A 17989-nucleotide genomic window follows, 5' to 3' on the forward strand; every position below is an offset into this window, starting at 1 on the left:
CTCCTACAGAACAGATCAATAACGGAAATGAGCGAAAGCCTTGTTAGCTTCTGCCATCTTGTGAGTGTCCTCACGCTTCTTCACGGCGTTACCAGTGTTGTTGGCAGCATCCATGATTTCGGCAGCCAGACGCTGAGCCATGGTCTTCTCACCACGGCTGCGGCTGTAGGCAGTCAGCCAGCGCAGACCCAGAGTCTCGCGGCGAGCCGGGCTGACTTCCAGAGGAACCTGGTAGTTAGCACCGCCAACGCGGCGGGTCTTGCACTCGAGGCTGGGCATGATGTTCTCCATCGCCTTCTCGAAAGTCTCCAGAGGATCGTTGCCGGTCTTCTCCTGAATCATGGAGAAAGCCTCGTAAACGATCTTCTGAGCGACGCCCTTCTTGCCATCCAGCATAACGCTGTTGACCAGACGAGTGACCATCTTGGAATTGTAAATAGGATCAGCTAAGACATCGCGCTTAGCAATGTTACCTCTTCTAGGCATCTTTCTTCCCTCCTTCACAGAATGATATCATCGGTACTCGAAAGTAATAAAACTCCCGTTGTGTCACAAAGAGCTGACCTTTACATAAACTGTTGCCCTCCGCTTTATCAGCGGACTTGTTATTTATATAATGGAAAGCCGTTTATGGCGGTTGTCCTCAATTACTTCTTTGCAGCACCGGCCTTAGGACGCTTTGCGCCGTACTTGGAGCGGGCCTGATTACGGCCTGCCACACCCTGAGTATCCAGGGTACCACGGATGATGTGGTAACGCACACCGGGCAGGTCCTTAACACGACCGCCACGGATCAGCACGACGGAGTGCTCCTGCAGGTTATGGCCGATACCGGGAATGTAAGAGGTGACCTCGATACCATTCGTGAGGCGGACACGAGCAACCTTACGCAGAGCAGAGTTAGGCTTCTTGGGGGTCATGGTACGAACAGCGGTGCACACGCCACGCTTCTGGGGGCTGCTCAGATCAGAATACTGCTTCTTCTGAGAGTTGTAGGTCTTCTGCAGGGCGGGAGCGGTGCTCTTGGTAGTCAGAACCTCACGGCCTTTGCGTACAAGCTGGTTAAAAGTAGGCATTTTGTTTCTCCTTTCTTAATGATGAACATCGGACTTTTTCCGACTTTTTTGCCGCACTATCCCCATGAGGGACGCGCAACAGTTATATAATACTCGCTTTACAGGCGGATGTCAACAGTTTTTGCAAAGTTTTTTTCGTTTATTCCAGTTTTTTTCTTTTCGTGTTTTTTCGAGGCAAAACGCTGTTATTTTCTCCCCTGCTTCTGTGTTTTGGACATACAAAAGACCGTTCTGCAGGCGGTTGCCCACAGAACGGTCTTTGCTTTATACTTTCAGGAAGGAGCTTTGCTTACTGTGCAGCAGCTGCCTGTTCGGCAGCGACCTCAGCGTCGCGCTCAGCCTCACGATTCTTCAGATCCTCACGGACTTCCGGCAGACCGGTACCTGCGGGGATCAGCTTACCGATAATGACGTTCTCCTTCAGGCCGGCCAGCGGATCGACCTTGCCCTTGATGGCGGCTTCCGTCAGCACGCGGGTGGTCTCCTGGAAGGATGCGGCAGACAGGAAGGAGTCGTTGGCCAGAGCAGCCTTGGTGATGCCCAGCAGCACCTGCTGATACTCGACCAGCTTCAGGCCCTCTTCACCAGCATCGATGCGCTGCTGCAGATCGGCGTTGATGTTCTCCACTTCCAGACGGCTTGCCAGAGCACCGCCGATCAGGTTGGAAGAACCGGAATCGGTCACACGCACCTTGCGGCACATCTGACGGACGATGACCTCGATATGCTTATCGTTGATTTCCACGCCCTGCAGACGGTAAACCTTCTGGACCTCGTTGATCAGGTAGTTCTGGACATCCTCCAGACCCTTGATCGCCAGAATATCCTGCGGATACAGAACACCTTCACGGGTGATGATGTCGCCCTTTTCCACACGGTCGCCCGGCATCACGCGGGAATGCTGGGTGAACGGGATGGAGTAGCTCTTCACGACCTCAGCACCGGTCTCGTCCTTGCCGGTCACCTTGATGACGACATTCTTCTTGGTATCATCCTGAGAAACAACACCGGAGATCTCGCTCATGATGGCCATGCTCTTGGGACGACGGCTCTCGAACAGCTCCTCGACACGGGGAAGACCCTGTGTGATATCTTCAGCAGATGCGATACCGCCGGTATGGAAGGTACGCATGGTCAGCTGGGTACCGGGCTCACCGATGGACTCTGCGGCGATAACACCGACAGACTCGCCCAGACGGACCGGCTCACCGTTTGCCATATCGGAGCCATAGCAACGTGCGCAGACACCGGTCTTTGCACGGCAGGTCAGCAGGCTGCGGATCTTCAGCTTGGTGATGCCGGCTGCCTCGATCTCGTTTGCGTCGTACAGGTCGATCATCTTGCCTTCCGGCACGATCACCTTGCCGGTGACGGGGTTGACCACATCGCCCACAGCAAAGCGGCCGATCAGACGCTCACGGAAGCTCTCGATCTTCTCCTTGCCCTCGTGGATCTCGGAGACCCACAGGCCGTCGGTGGTGCCGCAGTCGATCTCGCGGACGATGACATCCTGAGAGACATCGACCATGCGGCGGGTCAGGTAGCCGGAGTCAGCGGTACGCAGAGCGGTATCTGCCAGACCCTTACGGGCACCACGGGCAGAAACGAAATATTCCAGAATATTCAGACCTTCACGGTAGTTGGCACGAATGGGCATCTCGATGGTGTGGCCGGCGGTATTTGCCAGCAGGCCGCGCATGCCGGCCAGCTGCTTGATCTGGTTCATAGAACCACGAGCACCAGAGTCTGCCATCATATAGATCTCGTTGTCCTTGGGCAGGTTGTCTGCCAGAGCCTTGGAGACCTTATCAGTGGTAGCCTGCCAGATGGCGATGGTCTGGTTGTAACGCTCGTTGTCGGAGATCAGGCCGCGGTTGAACAGCTTGCCGACCTTGGCGATCTGCTGATCAGCCTCGGCGATCAGCTCCTGCTTCTGCGGCGGGATCACAGCGTCGCACACAGCGACGGAGATTGCAGACAGAGTGGAGTACTTGTAGCCCTGCGCCTTGATGGCGTCCAGCATCTTTGCACACTTGCGGGTGCCGTTGCGGGTCATGCAGCGGGAAATGATGTCGGGCAGGGTCTTCTTGGTCACACGGAAGCTGACCTCGTACTCCAGCCAGTGCTCGGGATCAGTACGGTCGATATAGCCCAGATTCTGAGGAACCGGGTTGTTGAAGATGATGCGGCCAACGGTAGCTTCCACCAGACCGGTGCGCTCCACGCCGTCAATGGTCATGGTGCGGCGCACCTTGATGGGTGCGTGCAGGGTGACAATGTGCTCTGCATAAGCCATCAGAGCCTCATTCTCATCGCGGAACACCTTGCCTGCGCCCTCATCGTTTTCACGAACGGTGGTCAGGTAGTAGCTGCCCAGGATCATATCCTGTGTAGGCACAGTAACAGGTGCGCCGTCAGAAGGCTTCAGCAGGTTGCCGGAAGCCAGCATCAGCATCTTGGCCTCACGGCAGGCATCCTCGCCCAGAGGCAGATGCACTGCCATCTGGTCACCGTCGAAGTCGGCGTTGAATGCGGTACATGCCAGCGGGTGCAGCTTGATGGCACGGCCCTCCACCAGCACCGGGTTGAAGGCCTGAATGCCCAGACGGTGCAGGGTAGGTGCACGGTTCAGCAGAACGGGATGACCCTTGATCACGGTCTCCAGGCTGTCCCAAACCTCAGGCTTTGCGCGCTCCACCATCTTGCGGGCGGACTTGATGTTGTTGGCGATGCCCTTCTCCACCAGATCCTTCATGACAAAGGGCTTGAACAGCTCCAGAGCCATCTCCTTGGGCAGACCGCACTGATCCATCTTCAGCTCAGGGCCGACGACGATAACGGAACGGCCGGAGTAGTCAACACGCTTGCCCAGCAGGTTCTGACGGAAGCGGCCCTGCTTGCCCTTCAGCAGGTCGGACAGGCTCTTCAGAGCACGGTTGTTGGGACCGGTGACGGGACGGCCGCGGCGGCCGTTGTCGATCAGGCTGTCCACTGCTTCCTGCAGCATGCGCTTCTCGTTGCGCACGATGATGTCGGGAGCACCCAGCTCCAGCAGACGGCGCAGACGGTTGTTGCGGTTGATGACACGGCGGTACAGGTCATTCAGGTCGGAGGTGGCGAAGCGGCCGCCATCCAGCTGGACCATGGGGCGCAGGTCAGGCGGCAGAACAGGCAGTACATCCATGACCATCCACTCGGGACGGTTGCCGGAAATGCGGAATGCCTCCACGACCTCCAGACGCTTGAGGATACGCACGCGCTTCTGACCGGAGGACTTTTCCACCTCAGCGGTCAGCTCTGCGCTCAGCTGATCCAGATCGATCTCCTTCAGCAGATCCTGAATAGCCTCGGCGCCCATAGCAGCCTCGAACTCATCACCGTAGTGGTCGCGCATTTCGCGGTACTCGCTCTCGGTGAGCAGCTGCTTCTTTTCCAGACGGGTAGCGCCCGGATCGGTGACGATATAGCTTGCAAAGTACAGGACCTTCTCCAGCAGGCGGGGGCTGATGTCCAGCATCAGGCCGATGCGGCTGGGGATGCCCTTGAAGTACCAGATATGGCTCACGGGAGCGGCCAGCTCAATGTGGCCCATGCGCTCACGGCGGACCTTGGCCTTGGTGACCTCAACGCCGCAGCGGTCGCAGATCTTGCCCTTGTAGCGGATACGCTTATACTTGCCGCAGTGGCACTCCCAGTCCTTGGTAGGTCCAAAAATGCGCTCGCAGTACAGGCCGTCGCGCTCCGGCTTCAGGGTACGGTAGTTGATGGTTTCAGGCTTTTTGACCTCGCCGTAGCTCCAGTTGCGGATCTGCTCCGGGGAGGCAAGGCCGATTTTGATCGAATCGAAAACGTTGTTTTCCATGAAACGAACCCTTCCTTAATCTCTTGTTGTCTCGATGATACAGGCGGCTTTCTTATTCAGAGCACAAGTCTCTCCCCTGCCGCAGCACGCGGTCAGGGGCAGCAGACCTGTGTTTTTGTTCTGATCAGAAATCTACTTCGTCGGAAGAAGCGGGAGCCTCGCTGCCAGAGTTATCGTCCTCCAGCACGGAAGGATCATCGAAGCCAGCATCGGCGTCCTTAATATTGTAATCGTTGAGCAGTTCGCTCTCCTGCACGACGTTCTCAGTGCCGGCCACATCGCGCATGTCAAAACCGGTCTCTTCGTCGTCGAAGTTCTGGCGCATGTCGATCTCGTTGCCTTCCTTATCCTGCACGACAACATCCATACCCAGAGACTGCAGTTCCTTGAGCATAACACGGAAGGACTCGGGGATGCCGGGCTGCGGGATGGGCTCGCCCTTGACGATGGCCTCGTAGGTCTTGACACGGCCCTCCACGTCGTCGGACTTGACGGTCAGGATCTCCTGCAGGGTGTATGCAGCGCCGTAAGCTTCCAGTGCCCAGACTTCCATCTCGCCGAAGCGCTGGCCGCCAAACTGGGCCTTGCCGCCCAGAGGCTGCTGCGTGACCAGAGAGTAGGGGCCGGTGGAACGTGCATGGATCTTATCATCGACCAGGTGATGCAGCTTCAGGTAGTACATATAACCGACGGTAACGCGGTTATCGAACTTCTCACCGGTGCGGCCATCATAAACGGTGGTCTTGCCATCGCGGTCCAGCTCGATCTTGGAGAAGTCGATGATGTGGCCCTTCTCGCCCATGATCTTGGGGAGCTTGGTGGGATATGCAGGAGCATTCTCACCGTGCCACATCTCGCGGGCGGTATCAAAGGTATCGCCGATGTCGTTCTCACGGGCGGAATCGAAGACGGGAGTCATGACCTTGATGCCGCATGCCTTGGCAGCGTAGCCCAGGTTGACTTCCAGCACCTGACCGATGTTCATACGGGAAGGAACGCCCAGGGGGTTCAGCACGATGTCCAGCGGGGTGCCGTCGGGCAGGTAGGGCATGTCCTCCTGCGGCAGAATGCGGGAAACGACACCCTTGTTGCCGTGACGGCCTGCCATCTTATCGCCGACGCTGATCTTGCGCTTCTGGGCGATATAGCAGCGGACGACCTCGCGCACGCCGGGCTGCAGCTCGTCGCTGTTCTCCGGGGTGAACACCTTGACGTCCACGATGATGCCGTATGCGCCGTGGGGCACACGCAGAGAGGTATCGCGCACTTCGCGGGCCTTCTCGCCGAAGATAGCGCGCAGCAGGCGCTCCTCAGCGGTCAGCTCGGTCTCGCCCTTCGGGGTGACCTTACCGACCAGAATGTCGCCGCTCTTGACCTCGGCACCGATGCGGATGATGCCGCGCTCGTCCAGATCCTTCAGCGCATCCTCAGAGACGTTGGGGATATCACGGGTGATCTCCTCGGGTCCCAGCTTGGTGTCGCGGCTCTCGGTCTCGTACTCTTCAATATGAATGGAGGTGTACACGTCCTCGCGCACGATCTTCTCGTTCAGCAGAACGGCGTCCTCGTAGTTGTAGCCTTCCCAGGTCATGAAGCCGATCAGGGCGTTCTTGCCCAGAGAGATCTCGCCGTTGCGCATTGCAGGGCCGTCGGCCAGCACCTGACCGGCCTTGACGCTCTCGCCGACCTCGACGATGGGACGCTGGTTGATGCAGGTGCCTGCATTGGAGCGTGCGAACTTGATCAGAGGATAGTCCTCCAGCTCGCCCTTGTTGTTGCGCACAACAACGTGGTCGGCATCCATCTTCTCAACGATACCGTCATTCTTTGCCAGAACGGCGGTGCCGGAGTCGGTAGCTGCCTTGTATTCCATACCGGTAGCAACGATGGGCTGCTGGGTAACCATCAGAGGCACTGCCTGACGCTGCATGTTGGAGCCCATCAGAGCACGGTTACAGTCATCGTTCTCCAGGAAGGGGATGCATGCGGTAGCAACAGAGACCATCATTCGCGGAGAAACGTCCATGTAATCGACCTTTTCTGCGTCGATTTCCAGGATCTCATCGCGGCGGCGGGCAGAAACGCGGGGACGCACGAAGTGCTTACCCTCATCCAGCGGCTCGTTGGCCTGTGCCACAACGTACTCGTCCTCAACGTCAGCGGTCATATACTCCACTTCGTCGGTGACGACCTGCTCGAGCAGGCGGCCATTCTCGTCGTAGGTCTTTTTGACCTTGCGGTACGGAGCTTCCACGAAGCCATACTCGTTGATCTTTGCGTAGGATGCCAGATAGGAGATCAGACCGATGTTGGGGCCTTCAGGGGTCTCGATGGGGCACATACGGCCGTAGTGGCTGTAGTGAACGTCGCGGACCTCGAAACCTGCGCGGTCACGGCTCAGACCGCCGGGGCCCAGAGCAGACAGACGGCGCTTGTGGGTCAGCTCAGCCAGCGGGTTGTTCTGATCCATGAACTGGGACAGCGGAGAAGAACCGAAGAACTCCTTGATGGCTGCCACCACCGGACGGATGTTGATGAGGGCCTGCGGAGTGATCACGCTCTGATCCTGACTCTGCAGGGTCATGCGCTCACGGATGACACGCTCCATGCGGGAGAAGCCGATGCGGAACTGGTTCTGCAGCAGCTCACCCACGCTGCGGATGCGGCGGTTGCCCAGATGGTCGATATCATCGGTGGTGCCAATGTTGTGGCCCAGACCGTTCAGGTAGTTGATGGAAGCCAGAATATCGGCAACGGTAACGGTGCGGCCGATCAGCTGGTCGTGGTTGCGGCGCAGCATCTCCTTCTGCTCTTCCACATCAGAGGTGGTGTCCAGGATCTTCTTGATCTCGTCGAAAGAGCAGCGCTCGTTGATGCCGCACTCCTTCACGTCAAAGGAGAAGAAGCCCTGTGCATCCACACAGCCATTGGTGATGACCTTGATCTTCCGGCTCTCTTCCTTCATGGGATCGTCGAGCTTCAGCTCGACCAGATTCACACCGGCGTTGTCGGCCTTCTCGGCCAGCTCGCGGGTGATCTTGGCACCGGCCTCGATCAGGATCTCGCCGGTGAGCGGAGCGACCACATTCTCAGCAGCCACCTGACCGGTGATGCGGCGGGCCAGAGACAGCTTCTTGTTCATCTTATAACGGCCGAAACGAGACAGGTCGTAGCGGCGCGGATCGAAGAACAGCATGTTGATCTGGCTGGTAGCGGACTCCACCGTGGGAGGCTCGCCGGGGCGCAGCTTGCGGTAGACTTCCAGCAGGCCCTCTTCCTGATTCTTGGTGGTATCCTTCTCCAGAGTAGCGAGGATGCGCTCATCGTCGCCAAAGAAGTTCAGGATGTCCTCATTGGTGGACAGGCCCAGTGCACGGCACAGCACCGTGACCGGCAGTTTGCGGTTCTTATCGATACGGACATAGAACACATCAGAAGCATCGGTCTCGTACTCCAGCCATGCACCGCGGTTGGGGTTCATGGTTGCGCTGTACAGGTCGTTGCCCACCTTATCCTTGGCATCGCCGTAGAACACGCCGGGAGAGCGGACCAGCTGGCTGACGATAGCACGCTCTGCACCGTTGATCACAAAGGTGCCGGCATCGGTCATCAGCGGGAAATCGCCCATGAAGATCTCCTGATCCTTCACTTCACCGGTTTCCTTGTTCAGCAGACGGGCGGTGACGCGCAGGGGTGCTGCATAGGTCACGTCGCGCTCCTTGCACTCCTTGATGCTGTACTTCGGCTCCTTATCCAGGCGGAAGTCCACAAAGCTCAGTGCCAGATTGCCGGTGTAGTCCTCAATGGTGCCGATATCGTGGAAGACCTCTTTCAGGCCCTCGTCCAGGAACCACTGATAAGAGTTCTTCTGGACCTCGATCAGGTTCGGCATACTGATGACTTCGTCGATGTGGGAGAAGCTCATGCGCTCGGTTTTGCCGAGCTTTACGGGCTTGACTTTCATCATAAAATCAACCACTCCTTACTTTTATACTCTACGGGATGTCGTATACACGGGTCAAATTTGAGCAGACACACATAATTCGACCCGCGTCGAAGGGAGCCTTTCGGCGTTTTTCACAAACTTTCCGGTTTGACCCATCCAGCCGCCGCCTCTGTGTTCCCCTTTTTGGCGCACTAGTCCATTATGTGATACTAATACAGTATAAACTCTAAAAGTCTTGTTGTCAAGCCATTTTTCAGATTTTTGCCAAAATAAATTTATTTTTCTTTCAATTTAGGCACACCCGGCAGTGTGTTGCTTTTTACCGTTTTGGGTCTTGATTTTTTTATTTTGCACGTTCCTGTTCATAATCCCCTTGTGCAATTTGTCTATCTTTGCTCTTGTGTTTTGGAGTATTACTTTTACAGTCGGATATGTCCGTTTTCCTTCGCGGCCCTTTTTTCGTGAAAAAGCAGCTCAGAAAAACCCGCAGGCTTTTCTGAGCTGCAAATATAAAAAATAATGTTTCCTCTAATATGGCCAGAGAGCACGCGGCGGCAATTATAATCGTTCACTCATCCAAGTAATCCCGCAGGCGCTTTGCACGACTGGGGTGCCGCAGCTTGCGCAGGGCCTTGGCTTCGATCTGCCGCACCCGCTCCCGCGTCACATTGAACTCTTTGCCCAGTTCCTCCAGCGTGCGTGCCCGGCCATCCTCCAGCCCGAACCGCAGTGCGATCACCCGCTCTTCCCGGGGCGTCAGGCTCTTGAGCACGCTGAACAGCTCCCGGCGCAGCAGCTGCCGCCCGGCTTCATCCACCGGGACGCCCGCTTCCTCGTCCTGAATAAAATCCTCAAGGTGGGCGTCCTCTTCTTCACCCACTGGTGTTTCCAGACTGATGGGGTCCTGTGCCAGCTGCAAAAGCTCCCGCACCCGGGCAGGCTCCATATCCAGCCGCACAGCGATTTCCTCCACCGTAGGCTCCCGGCCATTTTTGCGCAGCAGGTCGCCAGCCGTCTTTTTGACCCGGTTGATGCTCTCCACCAGATGCACCGGGATGCGGATCGTTCTCCCCTGATCCGCAATGGCCCGTGTGATGGACTGCCGGATCCACCATGTGGCATAGGTGGAGAACTTGAAGCCCCGTTCCGGCTCAAATTTTTCTGCAGCCTTCATCAGCCCCAGATTGCCCTCCTGGATCAGATCAAGAAACGGCAGTCCCCGCCCGGCGTAGCGTTTTGCCACCGACACCACCAGCCGCAGATTTGCTTCACTCAGGTGACGGCGGGCATCCTCGTCTCCGGCCTGCGCCGCACGGGCAAGCTCCGTTTCCTGTTCTGCCGTCAGCAGCGGCACCTGTCCGATCTCCTTCAAATAGGTCTTTACCGGGTCATCCAGTGCCACGCCTTCGGCCGAAAGCTCGTGCTCCAGCCTGCCGATCTGCGTTTCGTCCAGTGCAGGCAGCTCGGTTTCTTCTTCGGCCAGATGTACGCCGCGGGTCTCCAATGCAGCATACAGCTCATCCAGCTGTGCCACATCGTAATCCTTCTCGTCCATAGCACGGCTGATCTGTTCCGGCGTCACGGTGTGACGGCGGGCATGGGAGGCCAGCTCCCGGGCCAATTCCTCCGTTTGCGACAATTTCTGCATGATTCCTGCTCCTTTCCGCTCCTGCTCCAGCCGGAGGGAAAAGCAGCGGTCTCATTCTTCTACAGGAACGCTTCCCTGCTTTTTTTCGCGCATCGACTGGAGGTAATCACTCAGTTCCTCATTGGACATATGCGCCGCCTTGCCTGCCACAGGCATCCCCCGGGCAATGCGGTCCAGATACAGCCGGATATCGTCCGGCGTGCAATTCACTTCGCTGTATTGTGCCGCAAAACGGCTCAGCTCATTCAGCGCTTCTTCGCTGACATAGGCCCGCAGCGTGGTCAGGTTGATTTCAATGCCTTCCCTGCTGCAGCGAAGCATGGCTTCGTACAGCTCCTTTTGCTGGGGCTGGATGAACTGCTCCGGCAACAGCTCCTTCTCTGCCAGCTTCAGATACTGCGGCTCCCGCAGGATCGCTGCCAGCAACCGCTGCTGTGCACTTGCGATCCCCAGCGCCTGACTACCGCCCGCACTGTAGGGCAGCTTGATCTGGTTCATTTCGCCGGACTTGAGCACCTGCTGCCGTTTCTCCCAGCGGCGCCTGTTTCCGGCCTTTTTCACTGCCGTTTCCAGCTGGGTCATAATGGCTGTTTTGGAGATATTGGTCTCCTCTGCCAGACGGCCCGCATACACCTCCTGCTCGGTAGGGTTGGAGCGCTCTGCCAGCATATTCACAGCTTCCTTGACGTATTCCAGCCGCTGCGCATCCTGTGCCAGATCGTACTGGCTGCGCAGGCGGCCCAGCCGGAAATCCAGTGCATTGCCCACACCGTCCAGCAGCGCCTTGAATCGTTCTGCACCGTACTTTTTGATGTACTCGTCCGGGTCTTTCGCCCCGGGGATCTGCAAAACGCCCACTTTCACCGGGCTGTTGCGGAACAGTTCCAGTGAACGCAGAGTCGCCTTCTGGCCGGCCTCGTCGGAATCGTAGCTCAGAATGACCTCATCTGCATATTCGCTGATGAGCCGCACCTGCTCCGGTGTCAGGGCCGTGCCGCAGGCGCACACCGCAGTATCGATCCCCGCCTGATGCATACTGATCACGTCCATGTAGCCCTCACACAGCACGAACCGGCGCACTGCACTGCGCTTTGCGATCTGCAATGCAAATACCGTTTCCGATTTGTGGTACACCAGCGTTTCCGGGCTGTTGACATACTTTGGTTTGGAATCGTCCAGCACCCGCCCGCCGAACGCGATGATATTGCCCCGCAGGTCAAAGATGGGGGTCATCACCCGCTTCCAGAACAGGCAGTAGATACGGCCGGACTGGCTGCGCTTGAACAGGCCGCTGGCATCCAGCTCCTGCTGGTTGTAGCCCTTATCCCGCAGGTACAGGTACAGGGCCTGTCCGTCATCGGGTGCATAGCCCAGCCCGAACCGTGCAATGGTCTTATCGTCCAGTCCGCGCCGCCGCCAGTAGGCCCGCGCCTGCCGTGCTTCCTCCACGGTGGAGTTCAGACAGGCATGGAAAAAGCGCGCAGCCTCCTTGTTCATGGAAAGGATGCGGCTGCGCATCCGGCCTGTCTTGTCGTCCTCCTGCGGTTCGGGCATTCCGGCCCGCGCCGCCAGCAGCTTGACGGCCTCCGGGTAATCGATGCTGTTGATCTTTCTGACAAAGCTGATGGCATCGCCTGCCGCCTGACAGCCAAAGCAGTAGAAGCTCTGGGTGTCCGGGTAGACATAGAAAGAGGGCGTTTTCTCGCTGTGGAAGGGACACAGACCGCCGTACAGCCGCCCTTTGCGCTTGAGCTGCACATAGCTGCCCACCAGCTCCACAATGTCGGTGCGGCGGGTCAGTTCCTCAATGTATTCGTGTGGGATCATGGATCTTTCAAACAACCTTTCAAAGTTTACAACACATGCCATTTCTGCGGCACAAAAATTTCCTCAAAGGTCCGGATGGCAAATTCATCGCTCATGCCGCTGATGTAGTCGGTGACGGCACGCTCTCTGCCCTCCTGATAGGCCAGCTGGACATAAAAGTTGGACATCTGATCGATGTGGCTCAGGTAGTACTCATACAGCTCTTCGATCACCTTGCCCACCTTCTGCTCCTCCCGCTTGGCGCTCCGGTCCACATACACCGTAGCGTACATGAAGTCGCGCAACGCGAGGAAAGCCTCGTTTTCCTCTGCGCCTACCTTCACATCGCCTTCGCTGTTGGCCAGAATGCTGTTGATCATTGTGGTGATGCGGGCAGATTTGGTCCTGCCCAGCACAGCCGTGCACTCTTTGGGCAGAATACCCGGGTCCAGCACCCCGGCACGAACGGCATCCTCGATATCATGGTTCACAAAGGCGATCTGGTCGGCCATGCGCACGATGCGTCCCTCCGGCGTTGCCGCCCACGTCCCCTTGGTGTGGGTCACGATGCCGTTGCGCACCTCCCATGTCAGGTTCAGGCCCTTTCCGTCCTTTTCCAGCCTGTCCACCACACGCAGGCTCTGCATATAGTGCTTGAAGCCATCCGGGCAGAGCTCGTTCAACGCCTGCTCACCCGCATGGCCAAAGGGCGTATGCCCCAGATCATGGGCCAGACTGATGGCCTCAGTCAGATCCTCGTTGAGCCGCAGGGCCCGGGCAATGGTACGGGCGATCTGTGAAACCTCCAGCGTATGGGTCAGCCGGGTCCGGTACAGATCTCCTTCCGGCGAGAGAAACACCTGCGTTTTCTGCTTGAGGCGGCGGAAGGCCTTGCAGTGCAGCACCCGGTCGCGGTCGCGCTGGAACACCGGCCTGATCGGGTCCTGTTCCTCCTGCACCATCCTCCCCCTGCTCTGGTCGCTGAAGGTCGCCCACGGTGCAAAGGTCATACGTTCGATCTCTTCCGTGCGCTGTCGTACATTCATACAGGATCCCCTCCTTTTTTTCAGCATTCCCCCTCTCTGCTTCGGCACAGCCGATCCCAATTGCTGCGCCCGCGGCAATTGTAACACACCCGGTTTGTCGAAGGGGGAAATACCCTGTCGTTTCACAAAATTTTGCCCGATTTTTCAAAAGTCCTCTTATGGACGCAGTTTTTATCAAAAGGGTGCGTAGAAAGGTTCCGAGACGTGGACCTGTGCTCCGCCCCGGGTCAGCTCCCGCAGCTGCTCCAGCAGCGGGCCTTCTGTGTGCTCCGGCATCTGCCAGCACAGGGTCACACGGTCCGTGAACTGCGGTGCGGCCTGTTTTGCTCCCGCCGCATCGATGAGCAGCGAGGCCCGCTCATACAGTGAGTAATCCACCGTCACGCTCAGTTCCACCACGCTGCGCACCGTGACCACCTCGGCGTTCTCCAATGCCCGGGCTGTGGCCGTCGTATAGGCACGCACAAGGCCGCCGGTGCCCAGCAGCACACCGCCAAAATAGCGGGTCACCACCACGATCAGATCGGTCAGACCGCTGTGCTGCAGCACTTCCAGCGCCGGGGTCCCCGCCGTTTTTGCCGGTTCACCATCGTCCGAGTAGCGTTCCCGGTTGCCTTCCCGCAGGCGATAGGCATATACATTGTGCCGCGCGGTCCGGTTGGCCGCACGCACCTGTTCCAGAAATGCAACGGCGGCTTCCTCACTGTCCGCAAAAGACAGGGACGCAATGAAGCGGCTTTTCTTCTCTTCGTATTCTCCTGTGGCCGTGCCACGAATCGTGCGGTAATCCTCCACGGTGGTTCCTCCTGCTTTTTATTCAGAATAAGTATAACATAAATCGGCCGTTGTGCAACCACTGCAGAACACGTTATCTGTTTCATTTCTTTTTGGTCGGATCCTCAGCTCCCCCGGCTCTTAAAAAAGACAACAAAAAATCGGCTGAGCCCTGCGGCCCAGCCGATTTTTCTGAAGAAAGCATATGATTACGATGATTACTTGGTAAAGAGCTGGATCCACTGATGGCCCCAGGTGCTGGAGCTGTTGTAGTAGTAGCCAACACCCATTGCGCGGGCTTCCGGATCCAGAATATTCGCACGGTGGCCTTCGGAATTCATCCATGCCGTTACGACCTCTTCGGGAGAAACGCTGCCCCATGCGGCATTCTCACCGGAAGCAGCATCGGTCACACCGTATTCACTGAGCACGGTGTACCACTTGGAACCATTGGGGCGCACATGAGAGTTCACAGTTGCGATCTCCTCAGCACGATGCTGTGCAGCTGCAGTAAGCTTTGCGTCCCCCATGACCAGAGGCTGCAGGCCGTAGTTTGCGCGCTCTGCATTGACCAGATCCAGAACTCTCTGACGATAGTCGCTGGTGTAAGAGTTTTCGGGATAAGAGAAGATCAGCACCCAGTAGTTGTTGTAAACGCCGCCTTCATAGTGGCCCACGCTCATGGTAGTCGCATCTGCGTTCAGGATGCGCTCACGGGCAAAATCAATGTTCATCCACTGATCCACCGCTGCATCGGGAGTGGAAACGCCCGCCATGTAGTCCTCGCCAATCGACACATCTTCGATGCCATTCTCTGCGAAGACGGTAAAATCGCGCTGGCCATTGGGACGAACGTAAGAATAAGAAGAGGCCAGTTCCTTCGCGCGCTCCCGAGCAGCACTATTGTGGCTGCTATCACCCAGCTGGACAGGCTTCAGGCCAGCCTTTGCGCGCTCGCTGTTCACACGGCGCAGGAACTCGTTCTGGTAAGCTTCATCCTGATGGCTCAGGAAGGAATTTTCTTCTTCCATCACGGAAGCTGTCTCAGGCCCGGCCTGTGCAGCATTTGCGGCAACAGGCTTGAGAGATGCGGCACCAAAAACCACAGCCATGGCCATCGCAGCGGCTGCGACCTTCTTTACGATTCTCATCTCAAGTTCCATAAGACATCCTCCACAAGTTTTTGCAACTTGTTTGCAACACTACCGTTTCACAAGTGCAACTGTTGTGCAACAATAGTATCACAAAAGTGTCTCATGGTCAAGGGATTCAGTCGTATTTTGATGAATAGTATAAAATTTTAGAACTTTTTTCTCATAAAAAACTTTTTATAAGCTCCTCAGACACATCCTGAATGTTGTTTTATTGTTATGTAAATGTTGCAATCCGTTCTTTTTCGGGGGCTGTTCATGGCAGTTTTTGTACGGAAATTTACTTTTGCAACACGTTTTTGTGACGTTTCAATTGTGTATTTCCGTCTCTTTCTTAACTCAAAGCCGTTTTTCCATGTTTCGCTGCACTTTGTGTGCACTTTCAGACGTTGCTTTTTCTTCCTCTGGCTATCCCTGCACTGCATCCGCTCTTTTGCAGCACCATCCGCAACAAAAAACAGCGCAGACGGTTCTTCCGAACCCATCTGTGCTGTCCCTCCATACAGTTTAATACTCTAACTCTTTGCTCTGACTGAACCGAGTATTACGCAAAACGCAACAAGCCCCGCCAAAAAGGACATAGCTCAAAGAATCGCCGAACAGAGCAAAAAGGCAGGACCTCTGGCGAAGCCCTGCCTCTTGTTGTTTTGTTCACCGTCTTTTATGCGTCACCTTAGCATTCGACAAACAAAAAAGAAGAGCGGCTCCGAAGAGCCGCCCTTCCACAATTCAGGCTATGCTATTGAAAAGATCTTGCTTCAGGCGATCACTGAGCAGCCTTTGCTGCCTCGATCTGCTTGATCAGCTCGGGCACGACCTTGAACAGATCGCCCACGATGCCGTAGTCAGCCACGCCGAAGATGGGAGCACCCTCGTTCTTGTTGACAGCGATGATGCACTCGGAGTCCTGCATACCAGCAGTGTGCTGGATAGCGCCGGAAATGCCCAGAGCAACATAGATCTTGGGGTGCACAGTCTTGCCGGTCTGACCAACCTGATGGTCAGCGGTCATCCAGCCTGCATCGGTGACGGCACGGGAAGCACCCACAACGCCGCCGCCCAGAGCAGCTGCCAGCTGCTCAGCCAGCTCAATGCCCTTCTGGACATCCTTGCTGATGCCGCGGCCGACAGAGACGATCACGTCTGCGCCGATCAGATCGACCAGCTTCTCAGCGGCCTTCTCAACGCTCAGGACCTCGGTCTTGATGTCCTCAGCAGCCAGAGCGAATGCGGGCTTCACGATCTGGCAGGCATCAGCCTTGGCCTGATCGAAGGGAGCCTTCTTCATAACGCCGGGACGCACGGTGGACATCTGCGGACGGAAGCGGGGGCAGATGATGGTAGCCATCAGATGGCCGCCGAATGCGGGACGGGTCATCTTCAGGTTGCGGTCTTCCATATCGAACTTCTGCTTGGACAGGTCGATGGTGGAGCTCTCCTTCAGGAAATCGATGTACTTTGCAGTGTCGATGTCCAGATGGGTAGCATCAGCGGTCAAGCCGGTGTGCAGACGAGCTGCGCAGCGGGGGCCCAGATCGCGGCCGATGTTGGTTGCACCGATCAGCAGGACTTCGGGCTTGTACTCGTTGACCATGTCGCACACGACCTTAGCGTATGCATCGGTGGTGTAATCCTTCAGCAGGGGGCTGTCGCAGACCATGACCTTATCGGCACCATAGCCGCCCAGCTCCTTGGCAATGCCTTCCACGTTGTCGCCCAGCAGCAGACCGGTGACCTCGCAGCCCAGCTCATCAGCCAGCTTGCGGGCCTCGCTCACCAGCTCGAAATCAGTGGGCATCAATGCGCCCTGGCGCTGCTCGCAGAAGACCCATACGCCCTTGTATTCGTTAAAATCAGCCATTGTAATCCTATGCTCCTTTCATCAGATCAGGTGCTTCTTGGCCAGGATACCAGCCAGCTGTGCGGCAGTATCGTCGCCCTTGAGCATGGTGCCTGCGCCCTTCTGCGGAGGAGTGAAGGACTTAAAGACGTTCGTCGGAGAACCCTTCAGACCAATGGTATCGACCTCGATCAGCGGATCGTCCTTCAGTGCGTTGTAATCGAACACTTCCATCGGCTTGTCGTAGCAGGTGAAGATGCCGTTCACGCTCATGTAACGGGGCTGGTTCAGCTCCTTGATGCAGGTCAGCAGGCAGGGAGTCTGCACCTTGACCATCATGTAGCCGTCCTCCAGCATACGCTTCACGGTCAGGGTGTTGCCATCCTTCTGGATGTCAGCCACATAGGTGACCTGAGGCAGGTGCAGCTTCTCAGCGATCTGAGGACCGACCTGAGCGGTATCACCATCGATTGCCTGACGGCCGCAGAACACAACGTCCTCGGGGCCGACACCGATCTTGTTGACGGCAGCAGCCAGGATCTGGCTGGTTGCAAAGGTATCGGAACCGCCGAACTCACGGCCGGAGACCAGAACAGCCTTATCTGCACCGCGGGCCAGCAGCTCACGCAGCATGCCTTCTGCCGGCGGGGGACCCATGGTAACAACAACGACTTCGCAGCCGGTAGCGTCCTTGAGCTTCAGAGCAGCCTCCAGAGCGTTCAGGTCATCAGGGTTGGTGATGGTAGCCATCGAAGCACGGTCCAGAGTGCCATCGGGCTTGACGGACACCTTGCCGGAGGTATCAGGAACCTGCTTTACACAAACAATTGCTTTCATTGT

General features: G+C 57.0%; 12 protein-coding genes. All 12 read right to left on the bottom strand.

The window, feature by feature from the left end:
• Positions 1–15: 15 nt before the first annotated feature.
• A complete protein-coding gene (rpsG, locus tag ACKXF7_RS13525; RefSeq protein ID WP_005930552.1) occupies positions 16–486 on the bottom strand; it encodes a 30S ribosomal protein S7 in 471 nt (156 codons plus the stop codon).
• Between the two features lie 161 nt (positions 487–647).
• Positions 648–1076 carry a 30S ribosomal protein S12 gene (gene rpsL, locus ACKXF7_RS13530; RefSeq protein WP_005926182.1) on the bottom strand — a complete coding sequence of 143 codons (429 nt, stop codon included), beginning with the start codon at positions 1074–1076 and terminating at the stop codon, positions 648–650.
• Between the two features lie 289 nt (positions 1077–1365).
• Positions 1366–4938, bottom strand: a complete 3573-nt coding sequence (rpoC, locus tag ACKXF7_RS13535; protein ID WP_423741604.1) for a DNA-directed RNA polymerase subunit beta' — start codon at positions 4936–4938, stop codon at positions 1366–1368.
• 124 nt (positions 4939–5062) lie between these two features.
• Entirely contained in the window at positions 5063–8905 is a 3843-nt protein-coding gene (locus tag ACKXF7_RS13540) for a DNA-directed RNA polymerase subunit beta (protein WP_249238528.1), read from the bottom strand.
• Between the two features lie 547 nt (positions 8906–9452).
• On the bottom strand, positions 9453–10532 hold the full coding sequence (rpoD, locus tag ACKXF7_RS13545) for an RNA polymerase sigma factor RpoD (protein ID WP_348583671.1): 1080 nt from the start codon (positions 10530–10532) through the stop codon (positions 9453–9455).
• Positions 10533–10583: 51 nt separating this feature from the next.
• Positions 10584–12359, bottom strand: coding sequence for a DNA primase (dnaG, locus tag ACKXF7_RS13550; RefSeq protein WP_418265829.1), 1776 nt, complete (start codon positions 12357–12359; stop codon positions 10584–10586).
• 26 nt (positions 12360–12385) lie between these two features.
• Complete coding sequence (locus ACKXF7_RS13555; protein WP_423741605.1) at positions 12386–13384, bottom strand: deoxyguanosinetriphosphate triphosphohydrolase; 999 nt, start codon at positions 13382–13384, stop codon at positions 12386–12388.
• Between the two features lie 174 nt (positions 13385–13558).
• Positions 13559–14179, bottom strand: coding sequence for an IMPACT family protein (locus ACKXF7_RS13560; RefSeq protein ID WP_249238523.1), 621 nt, complete (start codon positions 14177–14179; stop codon positions 13559–13561).
• A 197-nt stretch (positions 14180–14376) separates the two neighbouring features.
• Entirely contained in the window at positions 14377–15321 is a 945-nt protein-coding gene (locus tag ACKXF7_RS13565) for a CAP domain-containing protein (RefSeq protein WP_423741606.1), read from the bottom strand.
• A 176-nt stretch (positions 15322–15497) separates the two neighbouring features.
• Complete coding sequence (locus ACKXF7_RS13570; protein ID WP_423741607.1) at positions 15498–15794, bottom strand: hypothetical protein; 297 nt, start codon at positions 15792–15794, stop codon at positions 15498–15500.
• 281 nt (positions 15795–16075) lie between these two features.
• A complete protein-coding gene (acrA, locus tag ACKXF7_RS13575; RefSeq protein ID WP_097774831.1) occupies positions 16076–17170 on the bottom strand; it encodes an acryloyl-CoA reductase electron transfer subunit beta in 1095 nt (364 codons plus the stop codon).
• A gap of 21 nt (positions 17171–17191) precedes the next feature.
• Complete coding sequence (acrB, locus tag ACKXF7_RS13580) at positions 17192–17986, bottom strand: acryloyl-CoA reductase electron transfer subunit gamma (protein ID WP_005940175.1); 795 nt, start codon at positions 17984–17986, stop codon at positions 17192–17194.
• Between the last annotated feature and the right edge of the window lie 3 nt (positions 17987–17989).

Source organism: Faecalibacterium sp. 7, from assembly GCF_049562865.1.
In the GTDB taxonomy this organism is placed as follows: Bacteria; Bacillota; Clostridia; order Oscillospirales; family Ruminococcaceae; genus Faecalibacterium; species Faecalibacterium wellingii.